General features: G+C 68.2%; 16 protein-coding genes. 10 read left to right on the plus strand and 6 right to left on the minus strand.

What is annotated here, in order from left to right:
* Positions 1-19: 19 nt before the first annotated feature.
* The 3 genes from ASF18_RS07820 (at position 20) to ASF18_RS07830 (ending at position 4,985) form a co-directional block, all read left to right on the plus strand.
* A complete protein-coding gene (locus tag ASF18_RS07820) occupies positions 20-790 on the plus strand; it encodes a potassium channel family protein (protein WP_056350633.1) in 771 nt (256 codons plus the stop codon).
* A gap of 192 nt (positions 791-982) precedes the next feature.
* Positions 983-3,967: a response regulator gene (locus ASF18_RS07825; RefSeq protein WP_056350635.1), complete on the plus strand. Its 2,985-nt coding sequence runs from the start codon at positions 983-985 to the stop codon at positions 3,965-3,967.
* A gap of 73 nt (positions 3,968-4,040) precedes the next feature.
* Entirely contained in the window at positions 4,041-4,985 is a 945-nt protein-coding gene (locus tag ASF18_RS07830; RefSeq protein ID WP_056350637.1) for an aspartate carbamoyltransferase catalytic subunit, read from the plus strand.
* Positions 4,986-5,007: 22 nt separating this feature from the next.
* Here the strand turns inward: ASF18_RS07830 and purN are convergent, their stop codons facing one another.
* Both purN and purM read right to left on the minus strand, forming a co-directional pair.
* A complete protein-coding gene (gene purN / locus ASF18_RS07835) occupies positions 5,008-5,682 on the minus strand; it encodes a phosphoribosylglycinamide formyltransferase (RefSeq protein ID WP_056350640.1) in 675 nt (224 codons plus the stop codon).
* On the minus strand, positions 5,682-6,749 hold the full coding sequence (purM, locus tag ASF18_RS07840; RefSeq protein WP_056272042.1) for a phosphoribosylformylglycinamidine cyclo-ligase: 1,068 nt from the start codon (positions 6,747-6,749) through the stop codon (positions 5,682-5,684). Before purM ends, purN begins: the two co-directional genes overlap by 1 nt.
* 252 nt (positions 6,750-7,001) lie before the next feature.
* Between purM and ASF18_RS07845 the strand changes: the two genes are divergently transcribed.
* The 6 genes from ASF18_RS07845 (at position 7,002) to ASF18_RS07870 (ending at position 14,387) form a co-directional block, all read left to right on the plus strand.
* Positions 7,002-8,093: an AI-2E family transporter gene (locus ASF18_RS07845; RefSeq protein WP_056350642.1), complete on the plus strand. Its 1,092-nt coding sequence runs from the start codon at positions 7,002-7,004 to the stop codon at positions 8,091-8,093.
* Positions 8,094-8,858, plus strand: coding sequence for a hypothetical protein (locus ASF18_RS07850; protein ID WP_056350644.1), 765 nt, complete (start codon positions 8,094-8,096; stop codon positions 8,856-8,858).
* 120 nt (positions 8,859-8,978) lie between these two features.
* Entirely contained in the window at positions 8,979-11,399 is a 2,421-nt protein-coding gene (locus ASF18_RS07855; RefSeq protein ID WP_082487219.1) for an RNA degradosome polyphosphate kinase, read from the plus strand.
* 22 nt (positions 11,400-11,421) lie between these two features.
* Positions 11,422-12,969 carry an exopolyphosphatase gene (ppx, locus tag ASF18_RS07860; RefSeq protein ID WP_082487221.1) on the plus strand — a complete coding sequence of 516 codons (1,548 nt, stop codon included), beginning with the start codon at positions 11,422-11,424 and terminating at the stop codon, positions 12,967-12,969.
* Positions 12,970-13,021: 52 nt separating this feature from the next.
* Positions 13,022-13,351 carry a hypothetical protein gene (locus ASF18_RS07865; protein ID WP_056213546.1) on the plus strand — a complete coding sequence of 110 codons (330 nt, stop codon included), beginning with the start codon at positions 13,022-13,024 and terminating at the stop codon, positions 13,349-13,351.
* Between the two features lie 328 nt (positions 13,352-13,679).
* A complete protein-coding gene (locus tag ASF18_RS07870) occupies positions 13,680-14,387 on the plus strand; it encodes an SAM-dependent methyltransferase (RefSeq protein ID WP_244472625.1) in 708 nt (235 codons plus the stop codon).
* 19 nt (positions 14,388-14,406) lie between these two features.
* On the opposite strand, the gene ASF18_RS07875 is transcribed toward ASF18_RS07870, so the two are convergent.
* Positions 14,407-15,852 (minus strand): acetamidase/formamidase family protein, encoded by a 1,446-nt coding sequence (locus ASF18_RS07875; protein WP_056272028.1) that lies wholly within the window; start codon positions 15,850-15,852, stop codon positions 14,407-14,409.
* A gap of 205 nt (positions 15,853-16,057) precedes the next feature.
* Between ASF18_RS07875 and ASF18_RS07880 the strand changes: the two genes are divergently transcribed.
* Entirely contained in the window at positions 16,058-17,503 is a 1,446-nt protein-coding gene (locus ASF18_RS07880) for a helix-turn-helix transcriptional regulator (protein WP_056350646.1), read from the plus strand.
* A 129-nt stretch (positions 17,504-17,632) separates the two neighbouring features.
* Here ASF18_RS07880 and ASF18_RS07885 read toward each other — a convergent pair whose 3' ends face one another.
* The 3 genes from ASF18_RS07885 to ASF18_RS07895 all read right to left on the minus strand — a co-directional run bounded on the left by ASF18_RS07885 (position 17,633) and on the right by ASF18_RS07895 (position 24,684).
* Positions 17,633-20,455 carry a bifunctional transaldolase/phosoglucose isomerase gene (locus tag ASF18_RS07885; RefSeq protein WP_056350681.1) on the minus strand — a complete coding sequence of 941 codons (2,823 nt, stop codon included), beginning with the start codon at positions 20,453-20,455 and terminating at the stop codon, positions 17,633-17,635.
* A 197-nt stretch (positions 20,456-20,652) separates the two neighbouring features.
* Positions 20,653-22,728, minus strand: coding sequence for a transketolase (tkt, locus tag ASF18_RS07890; RefSeq protein WP_056350648.1), 2,076 nt, complete (start codon positions 22,726-22,728; stop codon positions 20,653-20,655).
* 51 nt (positions 22,729-22,779) lie between these two features.
* Complete coding sequence (locus tag ASF18_RS07895) at positions 22,780-24,684, minus strand: glycoside hydrolase family 15 protein (protein ID WP_056213624.1); 1,905 nt, start codon at positions 24,682-24,684, stop codon at positions 22,780-22,782.
* Positions 24,685-24,785 lie beyond the last annotated feature (101 nt).

A 24,785-nucleotide genomic window follows, 5' to 3' on the forward strand; every position in this document is an offset into this window, starting at 1 on the left:
GATCGGCCGTTCTGCCGCCATGACCTCACTCACCGCGCGCCTCGCCGGACTCTACGAAGGAAATACCGACGGGGCGCATCGCTTCCGCTACGGCCTCCTCGTGTTGGACGTGACCACCGTCGCCTACGTCGTGGTGACCTCGTTCCTGCCGCGCGCGCCCTGGATCGAGGGAATCGACGTCGTCCTCGGCCTCGTCGTCCTCCTCGACTTCCTGGCGCGCCTCGCCATCAGCCGGAACCGGGCGCAGGAATTCCTGCACCTTTCCACCTGGGCGGACATCGCCGCGGTGGTATCGTTCCTCGCGCCGGTGGTGGGGGAGGGGGTCGGCTTCCTACGCATCCTCCGGACCCTGCGCCTCCTGCGCACCTACCAGCTCCTCGATCGCCTCCGCGCCGACAGCACCGTCTTTCGCGCCAACGAGGACGCGATCCTGGCCGCCACCAATCTCGCGGTCTTCGTCTTCGTGATGACCGGGATCGTCTACGCCACGCAGCACGGCAGCAACCCGGCGATCGGCAACGCCATCGACGCGCTCTATTTTACCGTGACCTCGCTGACGACCACCGGCTACGGCGACATCACCCTGCCGGGCCCGACCGGACGCCTGATCTCGGTCGTCGTCATGATCTTCGGCGTGACGCTGTTCCTGCGTCTCGCCCAGGTGCTGTTCCGCCCCCCCAAGGTACGGTTTCCCTGCTCGGCCTGCGGCCTGCAGCGCCACGACAGCGATGCGGTTCACTGCAAGGCCTGCGGCACGCGTCTCGCCATCCCGGACGAAGGTGCCGATTGAGCGGATATCGCACCGGGCGCGGTGAGCCCCGGGATGAACGGAAACGGCGCCGGCGCGTTTGCGAGCGTCGGACCCGTGATCCTGTTCCTCCGATCCTGTCGTGGTGGGGCTGGAGCACAACACCATCGCCGCCGCGACCACGCCGGCCCTTCCTCCCGCCCGCCCGGGCGTCAACCCCGTGAACCGCATCGCATGACCAGCGCCTACCCGAAGCGTCCCGATCGTGGTTGGCGCAAGCCCCGCATCCTCGCGGGCCTGCCGAGCTCCCCCCTCGCCCTGGTGCTCATCGGCATCGCGGTGGCGGCCGGCATCGGAAACTATCTGGCCGGTGAGGCCAGCCGCACCGAAGCGGCGCGCCAGCACGCGATCCTCAGCGAGAGCGAGCGCCTGCTGTCGAACATGGTCGAGCTCGAGACCGGCATGCGCGGCTACGTGCTGTTTGGTGAGGAACCCTACCTCGAGCCCTATCAGGCGGCCCAGAACACCATCGACGGGCAGCTCGATACCATCGAGACCCTGACGAAGCAGACCGATGCCCAGGCGCCCGAACACATGCGCGACCTGCGCCGTTTCGTGGAAGCGAAGCGGAACTACGCCGCCCACGTCATCGACCTGCGCCGGAACCGAGGCTACGACGCGGCCGTCTCGCTGGCTCGCCTGGGGGAGGGCAAGCGCACCATGGACGGCGTGCGGGGGGCCGCCAAGGGTGTCCAGAACCACGCTACCGCTGTCCTCGCCGTCAGCGAGGAGCGGGACCGGGTGCTCTCACTCGTGCTGCTGCTGGTGTCGATCGCCTCGGCCCTGGGTGCGGTCGGGCTGCTCGGGCGCCTCGCCTTGGTGCGCCGTCGCGACGAGCAGCGCACCGCCGCCCTCCTCGACGGCGTCTTCGCCAACGCACCCGTCGGCCTCGGCTTCCTCGACCGTGACCTGACGATTCAGAACATGAACCGGGCGCTCGCCACCATGAATGAGCGCGGATTCGGCGCCGATCTTGGTGCGCCGATCTGGGCGAACGTACCGACGCTGCAGGAGCAGCTCATCCCGAAGCTCAAAGCCGCCCGCGACGAGGGCTTGGTGACCACCAACGTCGACGTGGCGGTGCCCACCCCGAGCGCACCACGCGGGGTGCGTCACTTCCAGATGAGCTTCTATCCCCTGCGCGGACGGACCGGCTCCGCACGTACCGGCGGCGCCCAGGCCGACGGCGTCGGACTCGTGGTCTCGGACGAAACCCTGCGCAAGCTCTCCGAGGAGCGCATGCGCCACAGCGAGGAGCGCTTCCGCTCCCTCACCGAAGCCACCACCGCCATCGTCTGGACGACCAATCCGGATGGCGGATTCGAGGTGACGCCCTCCGAATGGACCCGCTTCACCGGTCAGACGCCCCAGGAGGCCGCCGGAGCCGGATGGCTGGGCTCGATTCATCCCGACGACCGCGAACGCACCAACGCGGCTTGGCTGCAGGCCCTGGAAGCCCTCGCGCCCTACGAGATCGAGCACCGTGTCCGCCGCCAGGACGGGGTGTGGCGGATCATGTCGGCCCGTGCCGTCCCGATCCTGGAAGAGAACGGCAGCATCCGCGAATGGGTCGGCACCCATTCCGACGTCACCGCCCGCAAGGAAGCGGAACTCGCCCTGGAGGCCGCCAAGGAGGCGGCCGAGGAGGCCAACCGCGCCAAGAGCCAGTTCCTGGCCAACATGAGCCACGAGTTGCGGACCCCGCTCTCGGCGGTGATCGGCTATTCCGAGATGCTGCAGGAGGAGATCGAGGATCTCGGCGAGGAGGGACTCCTCGCCGACATGCGCAAGATCGAGGCGAACGCCCGCCACCTGCTGGGCCTCATCAACGATGTCCTCGACCTTTCGAAGATCGAGGCCGAGCGCATGGAGATCTATGCCGAGGCCTTCCCGGTAGCCGAGACCGTGCGCGACGTCGCCGCCACCGTGGAATCGCTGGTCGACAAGAAGGGCAACAGCCTGGCCCTCGAGATCGCGGACGACCTCGGCGAGGCGCAGACCGACCAAACCAAGCTGCGCCAGTGCCTCATCAACCTCCTGAGCAATGCGGCGAAGTTCACCGAGGCCGGGCGCATCACCCTGGGGGTCACCCGCACGGCGCGCGAGGGGGCCGACTGGCTCGTCTTCCGCGTGACGGACACCGGTATCGGCATGACCCCCGAGCAGCAGGCCAAGCTGTTCCAGCGCTTCACCCAAGCCGACGCCTCGACCACCCGCCGGTTCGGCGGCACCGGCCTCGGCCTCGCCATCACCCGCGCCTTCGCCGAGATGCTGGGTGGCCGCATCGAGGTGGAGAGCGAGGAGGGAGCCGGCACGACCTTCACCCTGGCGGTGCCGGCGACCTACGTGCCTCCAAACCCGATCGCGGCGGCTCATCAGGACCACGACGCTCTGCACCGGACCGGCGAGGCACGACCGATCGCCGGCGGCCATGTCCTGATCATCGACGACGACGCCGCGACGCGCGATCTCCTGGCGCGCTTCCTGGAACGCGACGGCTTCACCGTGGCCACCGCCCGTGACGGGCGCGAGGGCGTGGAGCGGGCCCGCGAGCTCAAGCCCCGGGTGATCCTCCTCGACGTGACGATGCCGCGCATGGATGGCTGGTCGGTGCTGCGTACCCTGCGGGCCGACCCGGAACTCGGCGCGACCCCGATCATCATGGTGACGGTGCTCGACGAGCAGAACCTCGCCTTCTCGCTGGGCGCCACCGACTACCTGCAGAAGCCGATTGAGTGGGGCCAGCTCAAGTCGGCCATGGAGCGGTTCAAGCCCTCCGAGCACAAGGGCCCGGTGCTGATCATCGATGACGATCCGGATGCCCGCGAGCGCCTCTCCGCGATGCTGACCCGCGAGGGCTGGCGCGTCGCCTCGGCCGAGAACGGCGTGGCCGGCCTGGAGGCGACGGCGGCCAAGAAGCCCTGCCTCATCCTCCTCGACCTGATGATGCCGGAGATGGACGGCTTCGGCTTTCTGAGAGCCCTGCGCGAGCAGGCTGAGTGGCGCGATATCCCGGTCGTCGTCCTCACCGCCAAGGACATCACGGCCGACGACCGCAGGCGGCTCGCGGGGCGTGCGGATCGGGTCCTGCAGAAGGGCGGCCTGAGCCTGACGGATCTGGCCGAATCCCTACGGCCGCTGGTGGCCCCCGGGGTCTGACGACGCCAGCCCGGCGGGCGCTCCGCGCGCGCTTGCCGGCCCCTGCGGGGCGGCCTATAGCCCTGGACTCACCATGACAGCCGCCCCTCCCAGCTTCCCCCACCGGCACCTGCTCGGGATCGAGGGGCTCACCCGATCCGACATCGAGATCCTCCTCGACCGGGCGGAGGACGCCGTAGCCCTCTCGCGTCAGGTCGAGAAGAAGCGCACCACCCTGCGCGGTCGCACCCAGATCAATCTGTTCTTCGAGCCCTCGACGCGGACGCAGAGTTCCTTCGAGCTCGCCGGCAAGCGCCTTGGAGCCGACGTGATGAACATGTCGGTGGCCTCGTCCTCGGTGAAGAAGGGTGAGACCCTCATCGACACTGCCGCCACCCTCAACGCCATGCGGCCCGATATCATCGTGGTGCGCCATCACGCGGCCGGCGCCGTGCACCTCCTGGCCCGCAAGGTCGACTGTGCGGTGGTCAATGCCGGCGACGGTGCCCACGAGCACCCGACGCAGGCGCTCCTCGACGCGCTGACGATCCGGCGCAATAAGGGCCGGATCGAAGGTTTGCGGGTCGCGATCTGCGGCGACGTCCTGCACAGTCGCGTGGCCCGCTCGAACCTCATCCTGCTGCAGGCCCTCGGTGCGCGGGTCCGGGTGATCGGACCCTCGACCCTGCTGCCCACCGGCATCGAGCGCTTCGGTGTCGAGGTCTTCACCGACATGCGCAAGGGCCTGGAGGGCTGCGACATCGTCATGATGCTGCGCCTGCAGCGCGAGCGCATGAACGGCTCCTTCGTGCCCTCCGTGAAGGAATATTTCCGCTATTTCGGGCTCGATGCCGACAAGCTGCGGCTGGCCGCACCCGACGCCCTGGTGATGCATCCGGGCCCGATGAACCGCGGCGTCGAGATCTCTTCGGAAATCGCCGACGGGGCGCAGTCGCTCATCAGAGAGCAGGTCGAGATGGGCGTGGCCGTTCGCATGGCGGTGCTGGAAGCTCTGGCGACGCATCTGCCGAACGCGTGAGGCGGCTGCGGCGTCTGCCCGCCTACAGGCTGAGCAGCGCCCCCTCCGCCTCCGGCACCTCCTCCGAGAATACCACCCGCGCGCCATCGAGCCGGGCCTTTCCGCCCGCGACGAGAGCCAAGGCTTGTGGATAGAGCCGGTGCTCCTGCACCAGGATGCGAGCGGCAAGAGCGTCGGAATCGTCGCCGGGCCGGACCGGCACGGCCCCCTGCGCGATGATGGGGCCGGCATCGAGCTCGGGCACGACGTAATGCACGGTGCAGCCATGCAGCCGCACCCCGGCGGCGAGCGCCTGTTCATGGGTGCGCACGCCCTTGAACAACGGCAGCAGGGAGGGATGGATGTTGATCATCCGGCCGGCCCAGGTCTCGACGAACCCGGCGGTGAAGATCCGCATGAATCCGGCGAGACACACGAGGTCGATGCCGGCCGCCTCCAATTCGGCGTTCAGCGCGGCGTCGAAGGCCTCCCGGCTCGAATAGGCCCTGTGATCGAGGGCACGGGTCGGGATGCCACGCTCGGCGGCGTAGGTCAGGCCGGGCGCTTCGGGCCGGTTGGATGCCACCAGCACGATCTCGGCGGGGTAATCCGGCCCCTCGGCCGCCGCGATCAGCGAAGCCATGTTCGAGCCGCGCCCCGAAATGAGGATCGCGACGCGGGTCTTGCCTCCGACCGATGATGTCTGCGCGGCCGCCATCAGAAGGCGAGCCGGCCTTCGAAGGTCACGGGCTCGGCCCCACGCGGGGTGATGCGGCCGAGGCGGACCGGGGAGGCGCCACCAAGGTCGAGGGCCTTCGACACGGCGCTTACGCTCTCGGGTGCCACCACCACGACCATCCCGATGCCGCAGTTGAAGGTGCGCAGCATCTCGGATTCGGCGACTCCGCCGACCTCCGACAGCCAGCCGAAGACCGGGGGCGGGATGATCGCGTCGAGGTCGATGCTGATGCCGACGCCGTCGGGCAGCACCCGGGGCAGGTTGTCAGGGAAACCGCCGCCGGTGATGTGGGCGAGGGCCTTGATCCCATCGGTGGTGCGCAGGGCCGCCAGCAGCGGCTTGACGTAGATCTGGGTTGGCTCCAGCAGGGCCTCGCCGAGGGTCCGGGCAGGCTCGAAGGGCGCGGGATCGTCGTAGGACAGGCCGCTCTTCTCGACGATGCGGCGCACCAGCGAAAAGCCGTTGGAATGGACGCCCGAGGACGGCAGGCCCAGGACGACATCGCCGGGCACGATGTTGCCGCGCGGCAGCAGGGTCCCGCGCTCGGCCGCCCCGACGCTGAAGCCGGCCAGATCGTAATCGGAGCCGTCGTAGAGGCCCGGCATCTCGGCAGTCTCGCCACCGATCAGCGCACAGCCGGCGAGCCGGCACCCGGCCGCGATGCCGCGCACGATGTCGGCGCCCACCCCCGGCACCAGCTTGGCGGTAGCGAAATAGTCGAGGAAGAACAGCGGCTCGGCGCCCTGTACGATGATGTCGTTGACGCACATGGCCACGAGATCGATGCCGATGGTGTCGTGCCGGTTCGTCTCGATGGCAATCTTCACCTTGGTGCCGACGCCGTCATTGGCCGCCACCAGGATCGGATCCTTGAAACCTGCGGCCTTCAGATCGAACAGGCCGCCGAACCCGCCGATCTCGGCATCCGCCCCCGGCCGGCGCGTGGCGCGCACCAGCGGCTTGATCGTCTCGACCATGGCGTTGCCGGCATCGATGTCGACGCCCGCGTCCGCGTAGGTCATTCCGTGTCTGGGCTCGCCGGTCATCCGCGCCGCTCTCCGAAGGTCCGTGTTCCGCGACCTCTAACCGCTCCCGCGCGCCTTCGCGAGTCCGTCCTCGCAGCGAGCGCATCGCAGGTCGCGGGGATTCGCACCAAGGTCCGCAGCCGAGGCTCCGACAGCGGCGCACGCGAAACGTCGGCATGCGCCCTGCAGCCTTGACCGCGTCCCCTCCCGTTCCCACTGTTGATCCGCGAACGGCGACGTCGCGCACACGACGATTGGAACGGGGAACGGCCGATGCGCGGCAGGGCGATGATCGGGCTGATGGCCCTCGTGGGCGTCGCCCTCCTGCTCTATCTGCTCTCCGACGTCATGCTGCCCTTCGTGGCGGGCCTCGCGTTGGCCTACCTCCTCGACCCGATCGCGGACCGACTCGAGCGCCTCGGGCTCGGGCGGCTTTCGGCCTCGCTCCTCATCCTCGCGGTCTTCGTCGTCGGGCTCGTGGTGGCCCTTCTTCTCGTGGTGCCGCTCGCCGCCAATCAGGTATCCGCCCTCGTGGCGACTCTGCCCGGTATGGTCTCGCGGCTGCAGGGCATCCTCGCCGAACGGGCCGGCCCTCTGCTGCAGCGGGTGGGAGGCGCCGACGTGCTCACCGATCTGCAGTCGCAGGTCGGCACCTTGGTGGGACAGGGCAGCACCTGGTTCCTGACCTTCCTGAAATCCTTGTGGTCGGGCAGCCAAGCGCTGATCTCCATCGCATCGCTCCTCGTCGTCACGCCGGTGGTGGCATTCTACCTCCTCGTCGATTGGGACCGGATGATCGCGACCCTCGACGGCTGGGTGCCTCCCCGGCATCGCCCGGTGGTCCGGCGCCTCGGGCGCGAGATCGACGGGGCGGTGACGGGGTTCGTCCGCGGGCAGACCCTGGTCTGCCTCATCCTCGGCACCTTCTACGCCGTCGGCCTCTTCTTCGTCGGATTGAACTTCGGCGTCCTCATCGGCCTGATCGCCGGCTTCCTCACCTTTATCCCCTACGTGGGGACGCTGACCGGCTTCCTGCTCTCGGTCGGGGTCGCCCTGGCGCAGTTCTGGCCAGGTTCCGACTGGCTGCATATCGGCCTGACCATCGGGGTGTTCGTGGTGGGACAGTTCCTCGAAGGCAACATCATCTCGCCCAAGCTCGTGGGCGAATCGGTGGGTCTTCATCCGGTCTGGCTGATGTTCGCACTCCTCGCCTTCGGCTCGCTGTTCGGATTCCTCGGGCTGTTGCTGGCCGTTCCGGTGGCGGCGTCCATCGGCGTGCTGGTCCGCTTCGTCCTGGAGCGTTACCTCCAGAGTCCGCTCTACTACGCGGACGCACCCGCGCTCCTGTCGAAGCCTGAACCCTGAATGGCAACCCGCGACACCGTCCCCCCGAAGCAGCTGGCCTTCGACCTGCCGGCCGACCCGCGCTACGGCCGCGAGGACTTCCTCGTGGGCCCGGCCAACGAGGCCGCCTATACGCTGGTCGAGGCTTGGCCCAACTGGCCCGACACGGTGTGCCTGCTCACCGGACCACCGGGGAGCGGCAAGAGCCATCTCGCCTCGATCTGGGCGACCCGCTCCCACGCCTGGACGGCCCAGGCTTCGGAGATCACCGCTGCGACGGTGCCGCGCTTCCTCTCCAACGGCGCCCTGGTGATCGAGGACATCGACCGAGTGGGAGCGGACGGGAGCGCGCCCCGCGACGAGGCGGCCCTGTTCCACCTCCTCAACCTCGCGCGCGAACGGGGCTGCCCGGTGCTGGTCACTTCCGCCACCTCGGTGGAGGGGCTGGGCCTGACGACGGCGGACCTGCGTTCCCGCCTGCGCCTCGCTCCCGGCGCCACCATCCTGCCCCCGGACGACGCCCTGTTGCGCGCGGTCCTCGTCAAGCTGTTCGTCGACCGGCAGCTGGTGGTGGATCTCGCCATCGTGGAGGCTCTGGCCCTGCGGATCGACCGCTCCCTCGGGCGCGCCCGAGAAGTGGTCACCGCCCTGGACCGGGATGCCCTCAGCCGGGGTCGACGCATCACCAAGCCACTGGCGCTGGCAGTGCTGGAGCGCCTTGGCTTCGGGGCCGAAGAACCGGAGGACGAGGACGAGACGGATCCCGGGGATCATGCCCCGATCTGACGGCGGCCTGGCTACACGACCAACGGCCGAAGATCGTCATGCAACCGTCACAAACGCCGGCCCGGCCCATGTTACGACGCCGACCCTCGAAGACCTGTAGGAGACGAACTCTTGGCGGACATGGACTCGGACACGACCGCATCGGATGCCGGAACCCCGCGTGTCACCGAGGGCCGTACGCGGGCTGCCCGGCCCGCCGCCCGGCGGACCGGGCAGCCCGCAGCGGTAGCCTCCAAACCTCAGCTGGGGAAGACGATCCGGGACGCGCTCGCGGATGCCAAGGCGCCCGTATCCAATGCCCTGCCCGATGCCGATCTCGACCTGCCGCCTCCCGGAGACCTGCCGCTCCCTCCCGCCGAGGGCTTCCCAGGTGCGGAGGCGCGTGATTCCGTGCGGGAGGCAGGGCTCGCCCTGCGCCACTCGCCCGAGCGCTTCGTCAACCGCGAACTGTCCTGGCTCCAGTTCAATCGCCGGGTGCTGGAGGAGGCCTCGAACGCCAACCACCCCCTCCTGGAGCAGGTCCGGTTCCTCTCAATCTCGGCCAACAACCTCGACGAATTCTTCATGGTGCGGGTCGCTGGCCTGCACGACCAGGTTCGTGCCGGTCTCGTCCTGCCCTCGCAGGACGGCCTGACCCCGGCCGAGCAGCTGGCGCGGGTGGGAACCGAGGTCTCTCGCCTCGCCCTCGACCAGCAGGCGCGCTGGCGCGAGCTGCGCGGTGAACTCCTCGGCGTCGGCATCGAGCTCATGGAGCCCGCGGGCCTGACCCAGGATCACAAGGCGTGGCTGGAGGACTACTTCCTCAACCACGTCTTTCCGGTCCTGACGCCGCTCGCCATCGATCCGGCGCACCCGTTCCCGTTCATCCCGAATCTCGGCTCCACCATCGCACTGATGCTGGTGCGCCCCCGCGACGGCCGGACCCTACGCGCGTTGATCCGTCTGCCAGCGGTGCTCGACCGCTTCGTGCGCCTGCCGGATGCCGAGAACGATGCAACCGCCCGCTTCATCGCCATCGAGCAGGTCATCGTGCTGTTCACCGGGCGGCTCTTCCCCGGCTATGCCTTGCGCGGACAGGGCGCGTTCCGCGTCATCCGCGACTCGGACCTCGAGATCGAGGAGGAGGCCGAGGATCTCGTCCTGCATTTCGAGACGGCCCTCAAGCAGCGCCGCCGCGGCGTCGTCATCCGGCTGGAGGTCGAGGCCGGGATGCCCGAGGACCTGCGTGCCTTCGTGGCCGACGAGCTCGAGATCAGCAGCGACGCGGTGATCTTCGTGGAGGGGATGCTCGCCCTCAACGAGCTGTCGCAGATCGTCGGCATCGATCGGCCGGACCTGAAGTTCAAGTCCTACAACCCCCGCTTCCCCGAGCGCATCCGCGAGAGCGGCGGCGACGTCTTCGCGGCGATCCGACAGAAGGACTTCATCGTCCACCACCCCTACGAATCCTTCGACGCGGTGGTGCAGTTCCTCGCCCAGGCCGCCCGCGACCCCAACGTGGTGGCGATCAAGCAGACGCTCTACCGCACCTCCTCGAACTCGCCGATCGTCGCGGCCCTGGCGGAGGCCGCCGAGCTCGGCAAGTCGGTGACGGCGCTGGTCGAGCTGAAGGCCCGCTTTGACGAGGAGGCCAACATCCGGTGGGCGCGCAACCTGGAGAAGGCCGGCGCGCAGGTCGTGTTCGGCTTCATTGAGCTCAAAACCCATGCCAAGCTGTCGATGGTGGTCCGGCGCGAGGGCGACCGCCTCGTCACCTACTGCCACGTCGGCACCGGCAACTACCATCCGATCACCGCGCGCATTTACACCGACCTGTCCTTCTTCACCGCCGATCCCGCCGTGGCGCGGGACGTCAGCCGGATCTTCAACTTCATCACCGGCTACGCCGAGCCCGCCGAGCTGGAGCGGATGTCGGTCTCGCCGTTGACCCTGAAACCGCGCCTCTTGGAGAACATCGAGGCGGAGGTGGCCCACGCGAAGGCCGGACGCCCGGCCGCGATCTGGATCAAATGCAACTCGCTGGTCGACCAGCAGATCATCGATGCGCTCTACGACGCCTCACAGGCGGGGGTCCAGATCGACTGCGTGGTGCGCGGCATCTGCTGTCTGCGCCCGGGAATCCCGGGGCTGTCGGAGACGATCCGCGTCAAATCGATCGTCGGGCGCTTCCTGGAGCATGGACGCATCTACTGCTTCGGCAACGGTGTCGGGCTGCCCCACCCCAAGGCCGTCGTCTACATCTCGTCAGCCGACCTGATGAGCCGGAATCTCGATCGCCGCGTCGAGGCGCTCCTGCCGATCACCAATCCAACGGTGCATCAGCAGGTGCTGGACCAGATCATGCTGGCCAATCTCCTCGACAACCGCCAAAGCTGGCGTGTACTGGCGTCTGGTGCCAGCGAACGGATCCAACCTGCCGAAGGGGAGGAGCCGTTCAATGCGCACAAGTATTTCATGACGAATCCGAGCCTCTCCGGGCGCGGCAAGTCGTCGAAGAAGTCGAGCCCGCGCGCCCTGAGCCGACGCGCGCAGCGTGGCTGACGGACCGTCCAGAGGAGCCCGCATGGGCCTCGACCCAGCCCGCCCCGCGCCCGTCCAGGGCATCCCCTTGTCCGGGGCCGGGGACCACATCGAGCCGGTGGCGATCATCGACATCGGCTCGAACTCGGTACGGCTCGTCGCCTATGACGGCCTGACCCGGGCGCCCACTCCGCTCTATAACGAGAAGGTGCTGTGCGGCCTCGGCCGCAACGTGCTCTCCACGGGCCGCCTCAACGAGGAGGCGGTGCGCCGGGCACTGGTCGCGCTCGCGCGCTTCCGCGTGCTGTGCGAAACCATGCGCGTGTCGCGCACCTTCGTGCTGGCCACCGCCGCCGCGCGCGACGCCGAGAACGGCCAGGAATTTCTCGCCGCGGCGGAAGCCGCCTGCGGCCAGCGCATCGAACTGCTCTCCGGCCGGCGCGAGGCCGAGCTCTCGGCGCTCGGCGTCATCTCGGGCTTCCACGCGCCCGACGGGGTCGTGGGCGACCTCGGCGGGGGCTCCCTGGAACTGGTGGATGTGCGCGGGGCCACGGTGGGGATGGGCGTGACGATGCCGCTCGGCGGCCTTGCCCTCCAGGATCTCTCGGGCGGCTCGGTCAAGAAGGCCCTCAAGATCGTCCGCGAGAACCTGAAGAAGGCGGCGCCCCAGCTGGAGACCCTGCGCGGGCGCAGCTTCTACGCCGTCGGGGGGACGTGGCGCGCGCTCGCGCGGCTGCACCAATCGGCCCGGGGATACCCGCTGCACGTCATGCACGGCTACAGCGTCGAGCCGTCGGACGAGCTGAACTTCCTCGAAGTGGTGGAGCGCACCGACGCGGCCCTGCTGCAGGATGTGGAGAGCGTCTCCGAAGCGCGCCGTCCCCTCCTCGCTTACGGGGCCGTGGTGCTGGAAGAGATCATCCGGATCGGACGTCCGCGCGAGCTTGCCGTCTCCGCCAGCGGCGTGCGCGAGGGCCTGCTCTACGAGCAGCTCGACCGCGACGCACGCCTTGCCGACCCGCTGCTGGCGGCGGCGGCCGAATTGAACACCTTGCGTGCCCGCTCGCCGGGCCATGCGGAGGACCTCATCACCTGGAGCGACCGCTTCATCGCCAGCCTCGATCAACCGGAGACTGCCGACGAGCGTCGCCTGCGCCACGCAGCCTGCCTCCTGTCCGATATCGGCTGGCGGGCGCACCCGGATTACCGCGGCGAGCAGAGCGTCAACGTGATCACCCACGCGGCTTTCGTCGGGATCGACCATCCAGGCCGGGCCTATCTGGCACTGGCCATCTACTTCCGCCACGAGGGAATCGCCCCCGAGAAGGCGAGCCCGATGCTGCGCAACCTGGCGGGCCCCCGCCTGTTCGAGCGCGCCCGTCTGCTCGGCGCCCTGCTGCGCCTCGCCTTTCCGCTCTCGGCCGGCATGGCGGGAGCCCTCGGGCGGATTCCCGTCACCATCGAGAGTGGCCGGGTGACGCTGACCCTTCCCGCGGACCTGGGTTCCCTTCCCGGTGATCGGATCCTCAACCGGGTGCGCGGTCTCGGTCGCCTGTTCGGCCTCGAAGGCCGGATCGTCGCAGCGGATTGAACCAAAACACAAGCGGAACCGTTTTCCGCGTCCGGCAAGGAGAATTACGGACATGAAGTCACTCTGTGCAGCGGCGGTTCTGGGGCTGACGGTCCTCGGCTCGGTGAGCCCTGTCCTGGCCCAGCCCTACCGCGGATACGAAGACGGCTATCGCGGCCGCGACGACGGATATCGGGGTAGGGACGACGGATATCGCGATCGCGATGGCGATTTCCGGGACCGCGGCCGCGGCTCCGGCCGACGGGACTATGGCTTCGACGAGGCCGAATACCTGCGCTGCAACCCCGATGTCCGCCGGGCCGTCAATCGCGGCCAGATGGAATCCGGCGCCGCACATTATCGGGTCTTCGGCCGTCGGGAAGGTCGGCGCCTGAGCTGCTGACGCACGCGATCGAAGTCGGCAACTCGGGGCGACGTCTCCGAGGGGCCGGCCCCGGTTCTGAGCCCAGGCTCCGTATAACTTCGTTCGGAGGGCACGAGCTGGGAGGCGGCAGCGAGAGCCGTGGCTCCGCCTCGGTTAATCTGTCTGTGCGGTCGAGACATCCCCGAGCAAAGACCGGGAGCCGCCGGACCGCCCGGATCGCGGGCTCAAGCCTCTCGCTCGGAACGTGGCGCTCGCGACCGGGACCCGCCCCGGTCGGTTCGGGGCGGCCCCTTGAGTCAGAAGGGCCTGACAGCGATGACGTGTTTCCAGGATCATTTTTCGGCCCATGCGGCCGAGTATGCAGCGCACCGACGGACCTAATCAGGGGGCCCTAGCCGATGCGCTCGCGGATGCCGCGCCGGGGCAGTACGTGGCCCTCGATTGCACCTGCGGCACCGGGCAGCTCTCAGTCCTGCTTGCCGATCGATTCGAACACGTCATCGCCGCGGATGCGAGCGCCGCGCAGGTTGCCCCTGCGAGGCCGCATGCCCGCGTCGCCTACAGCGTGGCGCCCGCCGAGCGGAGCGGTCAGCCGGCGGCGCGCGCGGCCTCGTGCCGGTCGCGCAGGCAGCCCACTGGCTCGAACTTCCGACCTTCTACACCGAGATGCGACGGGTCGCGCATCCTGGCGCTCATCACATACTGGGTGCTGCACATCGATGATGCGGCGATCGATGCCGTGACGCAGCGCTTCTATGGCGGAACCCTCGGCCCCTATTGGCCGCCCAAGCGCCGCCACGTCGAAGACGGCTATCGCATGCTCCCGTTCCCCTTCCCGGCCGTTGCGATGCCAGAACTTGCCATCAGGCTGTCCTGGGGACGCTCCGAGCTGATCGGCTACACGGAGACCTGGTCGGCGGTCCGGGCATTGGAAACGGCGTTGGGCCGGGCGCTCATCACGGCATTCCAGGATGCCCTGGCCGCGGCCTGGGGCGCCCCCACCGTGCAGCGGGACATCCGTTGGCCCCTGTCCGTGCGCGCCGGTCGACTCTGACCGGCGCGAAGGCTGCGGATCAGGTTACCCGCACCGGGAAGATCGATTTCTTCACGATGGCGTGGACGCCCCAATTGCCGTCCACCACCTGGGTGATGCCGAAATCCACCGCGACGGACATGAGGGAGATCGCTTCGTCCTCGGTCAGTCCGTGTCCATGCATCAGGAACCGGCGCATCTTGCGGAAGGCATCGCGCATGGCGAGGTCGATGGAGGATTGGGCGAAGATCGCGGTCTGCGCATCGGGCCCGAGATCGGCCAGATAGTTCGGGTAGCTGAAGCCCGAGAGCACCCAATCGTCGGCCGTCTCGATCATCGGGAAATCGAGGGTCTCAAGGGCCGTGCCCGGAAGGTCCGCCTTCTTGTGCAGGATGAACTGGAAGGTGCCGGTGAGCGAGCACTCGATGGCGGTGCCGCAGAGTTCGGAATCGCCCTGGCTCGCATGGGGGTCACCCACCGAGAACAGGGCGCCCGGCACGGCGACAGGATAGTAGAGGGTCGCGCCCTTGCCGATGCGCCAGTTGTCGATGTTGCCGCCGGTGTAGCTCGGCGGGATCGAGTTCACCATCTCGGCTTCCTTGGGTGCCAAGCCCATCGTCCCGAAATGCGGTCGGATCGGCACGCGGAAGCCCTTGAGCGCATCGAAATTGCGCTGCGTGCGGGTGTGGTCCACCGGCAGGCCCGGATAGTCGATGGTCGGGTGGTCGACACCGGACGGGTCCGTCACGCCCGGCCAGCGAAAGCTGTAGACCGCCTGTGCCCAATCGCGCGCGCCCGTGGCATCGACCTCGTAGATCGTCACCACCTCGCGGGGCCGATCACCGGTGATCATGTCCTTGTAGTGGTAACCCCAGTTCGCGGCGGCGTTGCTCCCGAAGGTGCGGCCCTTGAAGGTCGGGTTGGCCGAGGGGCGGGGCATCACGTCCAGGATGCGGACCTCGAGGACATCGCCGGGCTCGGCTCCACGGATCGCCACCGGGCCGGTACAGATATGCACGCCGAGGCCGCCGCCGGGTCCGAATTTGGTGTCCTCCGGGCCGGCCCCGCGCCGGGCGACGCCCTTCTTCTCCTTTGTCCAGAGAAAGACGCTCTCTGCACCGGGATCGCCGTTGACCATGCGCTCGGCGTCGTCGTTGGCATGGTGCGTCAGGGTTTCGATGGTGACGTAATCGCCGGAATCGATCTCGATCTGCGGTTTCAGGCTGCGGCTGAAATAGCCCCAATGCACGGTCTCGGCCGTGGCCGGCAGGTGGTAATGCGCCGTCCGCTTGGGGCCACGCTGCGCGCTCGCCTGGGCAAGGGCGACACCGGGCAACGTGAGGCCACCGGCCATCAGAGCGGCGGCGCCACCCGAAGCGACGAAGCCGCTTTTCAGGAAGGCCCGCCGCTCCGGTTCGAGGTCGCCCAGCAGGCGCCGCCGGTGCTCGGGAAAGTGGCTACAACTCGGATCGTCACCTTGGCACATCGCGATCTCCCGCCTAACCCATTCAGCAGGAATATTGCATGCAAAGCAGCGGCCACGCTTCCCGGCCCGGAACATTTCGGCAACGAGTCGGACGCTCCTGCGTTTGTTCCTCGGGCGAACGGATTCGTTCGCGTGAGGGGCGCCGACGCACCCGGGCGTCCTCTCCGGTGTCGGCGCCGCTTCTGTACACAGGATGCCAAAACCTTTGACGACGGGTGTCGACCGTTCTCAGCTGCACCAAATCATCGCCGGGCTCTCCGAGGGCGTGATCCTCATCGAGCCCGATCAGCGCATTGCCTGGGCCAATGCGGCCGCCCTCGCGATGCATGGGGCGGCTGACCTCGCCGAACTGGGCGGAACGGTCTCGGCATTTCGCGAGACCTTTGTCCTGCGCTACCGCAACAACCACGTCATCACGCGCACGCCGATCGAGCGCGTTCTCGCCGGCGAGACCTTCGATGAGGTCATCGTCAATGTCCGACGAACGGACCGGCCCGAATTCGATGTGATGCAGCGCATCCGCAGCCTCATCATCAGAGATGCGGCGGGCAAGCCCGATTGCCTCGTGCTGATCCTGGCCGACGTCACCTCGCAATTCGCAGCCGAAGAACGATTCGAGAAGACATTCAACGCGAACCCGGCACCGGCCGTGATCTGCCGGCTGTCAGACCTCCGCCACGTAAAGGTCAATCTCGGCTTCCTGGAAATGACGGGCTATCGCAGCGCGGACATCATCGGGCGCAGCGTCTATGAGGTCGACGTGCTCAACGAGGCCCGCAGCCGGGACTTGGCCATCGCACGCCTCAACGCGGGCGAGACGATCCCGCAGATGGAGGCCTGCCTGCGTTTGCCCGACGGCGGTACCCGGTTCGTCATCGTGGCAGGCCAGCCCATCGACATGGGCGACGAGCCCTGCATGCTCTTCACCTTCGCCGATCTTGAATTGCGCAAGAAGGCCGAGACAGCCCTGCGCCACAGCGAGGAGCGCTTCGCAACGGCGTTCCGCCTCACGCCCGTTCCGACTCTGCTGTGTCGGGCCGATGGCCTCGCCGTGATCGGAATCAACCAAGCCTTCACGCGGACCTTCGGTCATGCGGAGGACGCCGTGGTGGGGCACGAACTCGATGCGATCGGCCTTTGGGCCAACGGCGCTCAGCGCGAGCGCTTCGGCCATGACCTTGCCGCGCAAGGCAGCGTTCTCGGCTTCGAGGCCTGCCTGCGCAGCCGGGATGGAATCGATCTCGACTGCCTCGTCTCGGCCGAGAGCGTCAGCATCGGCGACGAACCCTGTCTCCTCGCGGTGCTGCAGGACATCAGCGATCGCAAGCGCTCCGAGCGTGAATTGTTCGATGCGATCGAGACCGTGATGGCCGACACCTCGTGGTTCAGCCGCGGTCTGATCGACAAGCTCGGCAGCCTGCGTCATCCGAGTTCGTCGGAGCCAGCGCCGGTCAGACCCGACCTCACCCGCCGCGAGGGCGAGGTGCTCCGCCTGATCTGTCAGGGCCTCGGCGACGGCGCCATCGCCAAGCGCCTGGGGCTGACCCCCAACACCGTGCGCAACCACGCTGCCGCACTCTATCGGAAGCTCGGCATTCATCGCCGCGGCGAGGCCATCATCTGGGGACGGGACAACGGCTTCGCGTCGTAGGTCGCGGCCGCGTCTCTGCCCGAGCCGCCGCGTCCGTTTCGGATCAGCTCCCTCGGCAAAGAACCGCCCGCTCCCTGTTGGAAGCGGGCGGTTCTCGAGGTCCCCGGCGGGGGTACCCTGGAGCCGATGCTAGAGCGCCGCTCGAATCGCCGCGGCGATGCGCTTCAGGCCGGCCTCGACTTGACCGCCCTTGATATGGACGCGCAGGGCCCGGCGTCTGCGCTCGGCCAGGACCGCGAAATCGCCCCGGGCCTGGGCCGCCACCACCGTGCCGAAACCGAGGCTGCGACCGGGAATCGCGAGATCCGCCGAGGGATCGGCCGTGATCTGCAGGAACACGCCGGTATCGGGCCCGCCCTTGTAGGCCTGACCGGTGGAGTGCAGGAAGCGCGGCCCGAATTCGAGACAGGTGGCGAGGCGGCGCGTGTCGCGCAGCGCCACCCGGGCCTCCTGCAGGATCGCGTAGTGGCCGGGATTGCGCGCCACATAGGCCAGGAGCGCGACGTAGTCGCCGTCCTTCGCCCGGGCGAGATGGGCCGCGATGGCCGCCTCGAGCCCTTCGGTGGCCCGGGGCAGGGCGCCGGCATTGCCCGCATCCGCGTAGAGGGCCATCGTCTCGTCGGCGAAGATCGGCGTCTCGCCCGGCAGGGCACCGCTCTTCTCGGCCGCATCGAACAGCTTCTTCGTCTCGATCTTGCTCGCCTCGACGTCGGGCTGGTCGAAGGGATTGATACCGAGCATCGCGCCCGCGACCGCCGTGGCGATCTCGAAGCGGAAGAATTCCTGTGGCAGCTGCTCCTCGTTGGCCAGGGTGATGTGCGCCACCGGGTGGCCTTCTCGCTCGAGGTTGCGCACCGCCTCGTCCTGGTGAGGATCGGCGCGGCCGTCGAGGCGCAGGTAGACGAAGAAGCGGTCGCGGCCGTAGACGGCGGGTACGTCGACGGGCTCGCCGTCGATGGGGATCAGGCCCTTGCCCGCCTTGCCGGTGGATTCGGCGATGAGTTGCTCGGCCCAGGCGCCGAAGGTGTCGATGCCGGGGGACGCGACGATCGTGACCTTGTCACGGCCAGCGCTCAGCGCAGCCGCCCCCATGGCGGTGCCGAGGAGCACGCCCGGGTTCTGGGCAGGCGGCACGGCTGGGCCACAGGAGCGGACCATGGTTCGGGCGGTGTCGAGGAAGGTCCTCACGTCGATACCTGAAGCCGCCGCCGGGACGAGGCCGAACGCCGACAGGACCGAGTAGCGCCCGCCGATCTGCGGCACGCCGTAGAAGATATTTCGGAAATTGTCCGTCTTCGCGGCCTTTTCCATGGCCGAACCCGGGTCGGTGACGGCGACGAAATGGGCACCGGCCTTGTCGGCCCCCACCGTCTCCTTCATCCGGCCGAGGAAGTAATCCCGGAAGACGTTGGGCTCGAGGGTCGAGCCCGACTTGCTCGCCACGATGAACAGCGTGGTCGGCAGGCTGATCGCGGCCTCCGTCTCGCGGACCTGATCCGGATCGGTGGAGTCGAGAATCCGCAGATGGGGGAAGCCCTCGCGGCTGCCGTAAGTCTCGGCGAGCACTTCCGGGCCGAGGCTCGAGCCGCCCATTCCAAGAACGACGACGTCGCTGAAGCCGCCCGCCCGCACGTCCTCGGCAAAGGCCTCGTAGTCGGCGACATGGTCGAGCTCGTCCTCGACGATGCGCAACCAGCCGAGCCAGCGGTCTTCGTCCGTCCCGCTCCAAACGGTCTTGTCGTGCGCCCAGAGCCGGCGGATTTTGCCGGACGCGCGCCACTCCTCGACCGCCTTCTTGGCGGCGGCGCCGAGCGTCTCGCCCAACACGAGAGTCTGCGCGTCGAGCTTCGGCCCCAGGAAGTCGATGCGCTTGGCCGCCACCGCACTGAGGAGCTTATCGGCGGCGTCGATGAAGAGTTGCACGCCCTCGTCGACCAGGGTGTCGGCGACCGTCTCGATGTGGATGCCGGCCTCGGCGAGGCGCGCCATCACGGCCTGCGCGCCCGAGACGTCGCTCTCGATGGCGGCCTTGACGGTGCCGTGATCGCGGAACGCGTCCATGGTGGCCGGCGGCATGGTGTTGACGGTATCGGGGCCGATCAGCGCCTCGACGTAGAGAACGTCGGAATAAGCCTTGTTCTTCACGCCCGTCGAGGCCCAGAGCAGGCGCTGCGCCTTGGCACCCTTCTGCGCGAGGGCCTGCCATTGCGGCTCGGCGTGGATAGCCTTGTAGCGCTGGTAGGCGAGCTTGGCATTGGCGATGGCGACCTTGCCCTTGAGGTCGTCGAAGCCGCCGGCCTCGTCCAAGGCCTTGTCGACCGCGACATCGATCCGGCTGATGAAGAAGCTCGCAACGCTCGCGACCTTCGACACGTCACCGCCTTTGGCCGCGAAGGCCTGCAGGCCGGCGATGAAGGCGCGGGCCACCGCCTCGTAGGTGTCGACCGAGAACAGAAGGGTGACGTTGATGCTGATGCCGTCCGCGGTCAAGGCCTGGATCGCCGGAATGCCCTCCCGGGTCGCCGGCACCTTCACCATCAGGTTGTCGCGGGCCACCATCGCGTGGAGGCGGCGGGCCTCGGCCAAGGTCTCCTCGGTGTCGAGAGCCAAGTAAGGCGACACCTCAAGACTGACGTAGCCGTCGGCGCCGTCGCTCTCGTCGTAGACCGGGCGCAGCACATCGGCGGCGGCCTGGATGTCGGCCACCGCGCAACCTTCGTAGAGGTCGATGACGCGCGCATCGCCTTGATCCATCACGGATTTCAGGGCGTCATCATATTCCGACGATCCGCCGATGGCCTTCTCGAAGATCGAGGGGTTCGAGGTGACGCCGCGCAGGCCGTCCTCGTCCACCAAAGCCTTCAGCTTGCCTTGCGCAACGAAGCCGCGGGCGACGAAATCGAGCCACACGGCCTGCCCCTGTTCGGGAAAGAGAGCCTTGAGCGGGTTCATGGGAAACTCCTCGTCGTCCGGGCGCCGGGCGGGGAGCCCCGTCGCCGACATCCATCACCGGTTCTGTGCATCTCCCCCCAACGAGGGGAGGAGAGGATGGTAGGGTGGCCGGTCACGCTGACCGGCTGGGGAAGCTGGCGGCGCCGACTCGGCCCTCGGCCCTCCCCCAGAAGGGGAGGGGAAAACGTTCGCGCCGCCTACTTCCTGTGTCGAGCGATCTGATCGCGGGCGGCCTGGAGCACCTTCTCGGGGGTGAAGCCGAACTTGGTCTGCAGGTCCTTAATCGGCGCCGAGGAGCCGAAGGTGTGCATGCCGATGATCGTGCCCGCCGAGCCCGCAAAGCGGTCCCAGCCGATCACCGAGCCCTGCTCGACGGCGACGCGGGCCAGTACCTCGGGGATCAGCACGCTGTTGCGGTAGCCCTCGTCCTGACGCTCGAACAGGTCCCAGGACGGCATCGAGACGACGCGGGCCTTGACGCCCTCTGCCGTCAGCGCCTCGTAGGCCGAGACACAGAGCTGTACCTCCGAGCCCGTGCCGATGAGGATGACCTCTGGCGTTCCCTCGCAATCGGCGAGGACATAGGCCCCCTTGGCGGTGCCGGACGCCGCGGCGTACGTCGACCGGTCCAGGGTCGGCAGCGGCTGGCGGCTCAGCGCCAGCACCGCCGGCTGATCCTTCAGACTCATGATCACCCGATAGGATTCCGCGACCTCGTTGGCGTCCGCCGGGCGGAGGGTGACGAGCCCCGGGATCGCCCGCAGCGTCAGCAGTTGCTCCACCGGCTGGTGGGTGGGACCATCCTCGCCGACGCCGATCGAATCGTGCGTGAAGACGTGGAAGACCGGCACCTCCATCAAGGCCGCCAAACGGATCGGCGGGCGCATGTAGTCGGCGAAGACCAGGAAGGTGGCGCCGTAGGCGCGCAAACCGACGAGGCCGAGGCCGTTCACGATCGAGCCCATCGCGTGCTCGCGCACACCGAAGTGGATGTTGCGGCCACCCGGTTCGAAGGGTGTCAGAGAGCCGGCTCCCTCGAAGGTGAGATTGGTCTTGTTGGACGGCGCGAGATCGGCCGAGCCGCCCAGCATGAACGGCACGTGCTGCGCGATGGCGTTCAGCACCTTCCCGGAGGACTCACGGGTGGCAAGGCCCTTGGCGTCCGCTTCGAAGACCGGAATGTCCTTGTCCCAGCCGGCCGGCAACCGGCCCTCGAGATAGGCATCGAGTTCCTCGGCATGCACCGGGTCCGCGGCCTTGGCCTCATGGAAGAAGCCCTCCCAGGTGGCGTAGAGTTCGGCACCGCGCTTGCCGATGCCATTGCGGAAGTTGTCGTAGACCCCGTCGGGCACCAGGAACTGCGCGTCCTCGGGCCAGCCATAGGCACGCTTGGCCCCCTTGACCTCGTCCTCGCCGAGCGCGTCCGAGTGGGCCTTGGCGGTGTTCTGCTTCTTGGGCGCGCCGTAGCCGATGATCGAGTTGACGACGATCAACGTCGGGCGGTCGCTGGACTGGAGGAAGGTCTCCAGAGCCGACGAGACCGCGTGGACATCGTTGGCATCGGCCACGCGCAGGACCTGCCAGCCATAGGCAAGGAAGCGAGCCGCGACCTCCTCGGAGAAGGCGAGTTCGGTGTGGCCCTCGATCGTGATGGTGTTGTTGTCGTAGATCCAGCACAGGTTCGACAAACGAAGGTGCCCGGCGATGGAGGCCGCCTCCGAGGCGACGCCTTCCATCAGATCGCCGTCCGAGCAGATGGCGTAGACGTTGTAGTCGAACAGCGGCAGGTCGGGCCGATTCAGGCGCTCGCCCAGAAAGCGGCCGCCCATCGCCATGCCGACGGAGTTCGCCACGCCCTGACCGAGGGGACCGGTCGTGGTCTCGACGCCGGTGGTGAAGTGGTACTCGGGATGGCCGGGAGTCCGGCTGTCGAGTTGGCGAAAATTCTTGAGGTCGTCGATGGTCAGGGCGGGCGCGTTGCCGCCGTCCTTCTCGGTCACGCCGGCGAGATGGATCAGGCCGTAGAGCAGCATCGAGGCGTGACCGGCCGAGAGCACGAAGCGGTCGCGATTGGGCCAGTGCGGGTGCGCCGGGTCATAGCGCAGGTAGCGGTTCCATAGGGTGTAGGCCACCGGTGCCAGCGCCATAGGGGCGCCGGCGTGGCCTGAATTGGCCTTCTGCACCGCGTCGATGGCGAGCGTCCGGAGCGTGTCGATGCTGAGCTTGTCGATCTCGCTCAGGGCCGCGTTCGGCTTGGTATCTGCTCCGCTCATCTCTCGTCGTCCTTCATCTGTGGGCTTGTTCGCCTGGAGCGTCCGAAACGCTCAGGCGTCGCACCGTTGGGGTGCAGGCGTGGTCGCACCCGGAGATTCGGCTTCCGCAGAGCCGCTGCTCCGCTCCCTGGCCGGCCCCTTGGCCCGGCTGTAGTTGAGAATGGTGTTCACCAGCGTGACGTGGCTGAAAGCCTGCGGGAAGTTGCCCACGAGGCGCCGGGCCTTCACATCATACTCCTCCGCCACCAATCCGACATCGTTGCAGACGCCGATCAGCCTCTCGATCAGCGCACGCGCCTCGTCGCATCGCCCGAGACCGATGAGGTTGTCGGCGTACCAGAACGAGCAGGGCAGGAACGCGCCCTCGTCGCCGGGCAGACCGTCGGTGGTCTGGTTCTCGGTGTCGTAGCGCAGCACGAAGCCGTCGCGCATCAGGGTGTGCCCGATGGCCTCCACGGTGCCGACCACCCGCGGGTCGTCCTGGGGCAGGAAGCCCATATGGGCGATGAGCAGCAGGCTCGCGTCGAGTCGCTTCGAACCGTAGGACTGCACGAAGCTGTTCAGCTCAGGGTCGAAGCCCTTGGCGCAGACCTCCGCATGAATCTGCTCGCGGATCTCGCGCCAGCGCGCCACCGGCACGTCACGAGCCTCCTTGGGCCGGTGGCTCAAACCGGTGGTCCGAATCTCATCCTGCTCGCGGGTCTCGGCCTCCTCGAAGGAACGGATGGCCCGATCGAAGGCGACCCAGGCCATGACCTTCGAGTGAACGAAGTGCCGGCGTCCGCCGCGCACCTCCCAGATGCCCTCGTCGGGCGTACACCAGACCTTCTCGAGATGGCGCAGCAGCGCTTCGCCGACGCGCCAGCCGTCGGCATCGCCCTGGAGGCCGCGTTGGTGCGCCTGATAGAGCGCGTCGAAGATTTCGCCGTAGACGTCGAGCTGGAACTGCTCCACCGCCGCGTTGCCGATGCGCACGGGCTTCGAGTTCTCGTAGCCGGGCAGCCAATCGAGCTCGATCTCGGGCAGCATGCGCTCCCCGGCGATGCCGTAGAGGATGTGCGCCTGCTCCGGGTTCCCAGCCACGGCGCGCACCAGCCAGTCGCGCCAGGCGCGGGCCTCGTCGAGGTAGCCGCCATCCATCAGGGCGATCAGCGTGAAGGTGGAATCGCGCAGCCAGCAGAACCGGTAGTCCCAGTTGCGTACGCCGCCAAGATCCTCCGGCAGGGACGTGGTGGGCGCGGCCACGATGCCGCCGGTCGGCTGGTAGATCAGCGCCTTCAGGGTGAGCAGCGATCGCTTCAGGATCGCGTCCCAGGGCGTGCCGGAAGCAGCGCGGCTGGACCAGTCGCGCCAGTAGCGATCGGTCTCGAACAGCACCTTGCGCGGCTGGATCGGCGCCGGGTCGTCCTCGTGGGATGCCCCGTAGCTCAGGGTGAAGGCCACGCTCTGACCGGCTTCCACCGTGAATTCCGAGACGGTGGTCTGATCCTGGCCGAACGTCGGCACTAGGGTGCGCAGCACCACCTTGTGCGGTCCGGAGATCGCGCGGAGATCACCGAGTTCGTTGTGCGAGACCCAGGGCACCGCCAATCCGTAATCGAAGCGGACGCGAAGGCGCATCCGCATGGGCACGGTCCCCTCGAGCCCCTCGACGATCCTGACGAGATGCGCGCCATCGTTGGCCGGCATGTAGTCGGTCACCCGCACGACGCCGGCGGCGGTCTCGTGCCGGGTCTCCAGGACGAGGCTGCCCTCGCGATACTGGCGCGTCGTGGCGGCCGCATCCATAGGGCCGAGCTTCCAGTAGCCGTGATCCTCCGTGCCGAGCAGGGCGGCGAAGCAGGCGGCGGAATCGAAGCGGGGCCAACAGAGCCAGTCGACGCTGCCGTCGCGGGCGATCAGCGCAGCGGTACGGCCATCGCCGACGAGCGCGTAATCCTCGATCCGTCCGGCCATCCAGGTCCTCGTCCTCGCGACGTCGACCGTCACGGGGCCGCGCAGCATCGCTGAGCGTCCACGTAGTCTTCGAAGGCGGCAGGGTCCAGGGTCAGGGGCGC

It is taken from the genome of Methylobacterium sp. Leaf89, from assembly GCF_001422215.1.
Lineage (GTDB): Bacteria > Pseudomonadota > Alphaproteobacteria > Rhizobiales > Beijerinckiaceae > Methylobacterium.

Bases quoted from the DNA above. Each gene is read 5' to 3' on its own strand.
- ASF18_RS07820 (WP_056350633.1), top strand. From the start codon at position 20: ATGACCTCACTCACCGCGCGCCTCGCCGGACTCTACGAAGGAAATACC.
- ASF18_RS07825 (WP_056350635.1), top strand. From the start codon at position 983: ATGACCAGCGCCTACCCGAAGCGTCCCGATCGTGGTTGGCGCAAGCCC.
- ASF18_RS07830 (WP_056350637.1), top strand. From the start codon at position 4,041: ATGACAGCCGCCCCTCCCAGCTTCCCCCACCGGCACCTGCTCGGGATC.
- purN (WP_056350640.1), bottom strand. From the start codon at position 5,682: ATGGCGGCCGCGCAGACATCATCGGTCGGAGGCAAGACCCGCGTCGCG.
- purM (WP_056272042.1), bottom strand. From the start codon at position 6,749: ATGACCGGCGAGCCCAGACACGGAATGACCTACGCGGACGCGGGCGTC.
- ASF18_RS07845 (WP_056350642.1), top strand. From the start codon at position 7,002: ATGCGCGGCAGGGCGATGATCGGGCTGATGGCCCTCGTGGGCGTCGCC.
- ASF18_RS07850 (WP_056350644.1), top strand. From the start codon at position 8,094: ATGGCAACCCGCGACACCGTCCCCCCGAAGCAGCTGGCCTTCGACCTG.
- ASF18_RS07855 (WP_082487219.1), top strand. From the start codon at position 8,979: ATGGACTCGGACACGACCGCATCGGATGCCGGAACCCCGCGTGTCACC.
- ppx (WP_082487221.1), top strand. From the start codon at position 11,422: ATGGGCCTCGACCCAGCCCGCCCCGCGCCCGTCCAGGGCATCCCCTTG.
- ASF18_RS07865 (WP_056213546.1), top strand. From the start codon at position 13,022: ATGAAGTCACTCTGTGCAGCGGCGGTTCTGGGGCTGACGGTCCTCGGC.
- ASF18_RS07870 (WP_244472625.1), top strand. From the start codon at position 13,680: ATGCGGCCGAGTATGCAGCGCACCGACGGACCTAATCAGGGGGCCCTA.
- ASF18_RS07875 (WP_056272028.1), bottom strand. From the start codon at position 15,852: ATGTGCCAAGGTGACGATCCGAGTTGTAGCCACTTTCCCGAGCACCGG.
- ASF18_RS07885 (WP_056350681.1), bottom strand. From the start codon at position 20,455: ATGAACCCGCTCAAGGCTCTCTTTCCCGAACAGGGGCAGGCCGTGTGG.
- tkt (WP_056350648.1), bottom strand. From the start codon at position 22,728: ATGAGCGGAGCAGATACCAAGCCGAACGCGGCCCTGAGCGAGATCGAC.
- ASF18_RS07895 (WP_056213624.1), bottom strand. From the start codon at position 24,684: ATGGCCGGACGGATCGAGGATTACGCGCTCGTCGGCGATGGCCGTACC.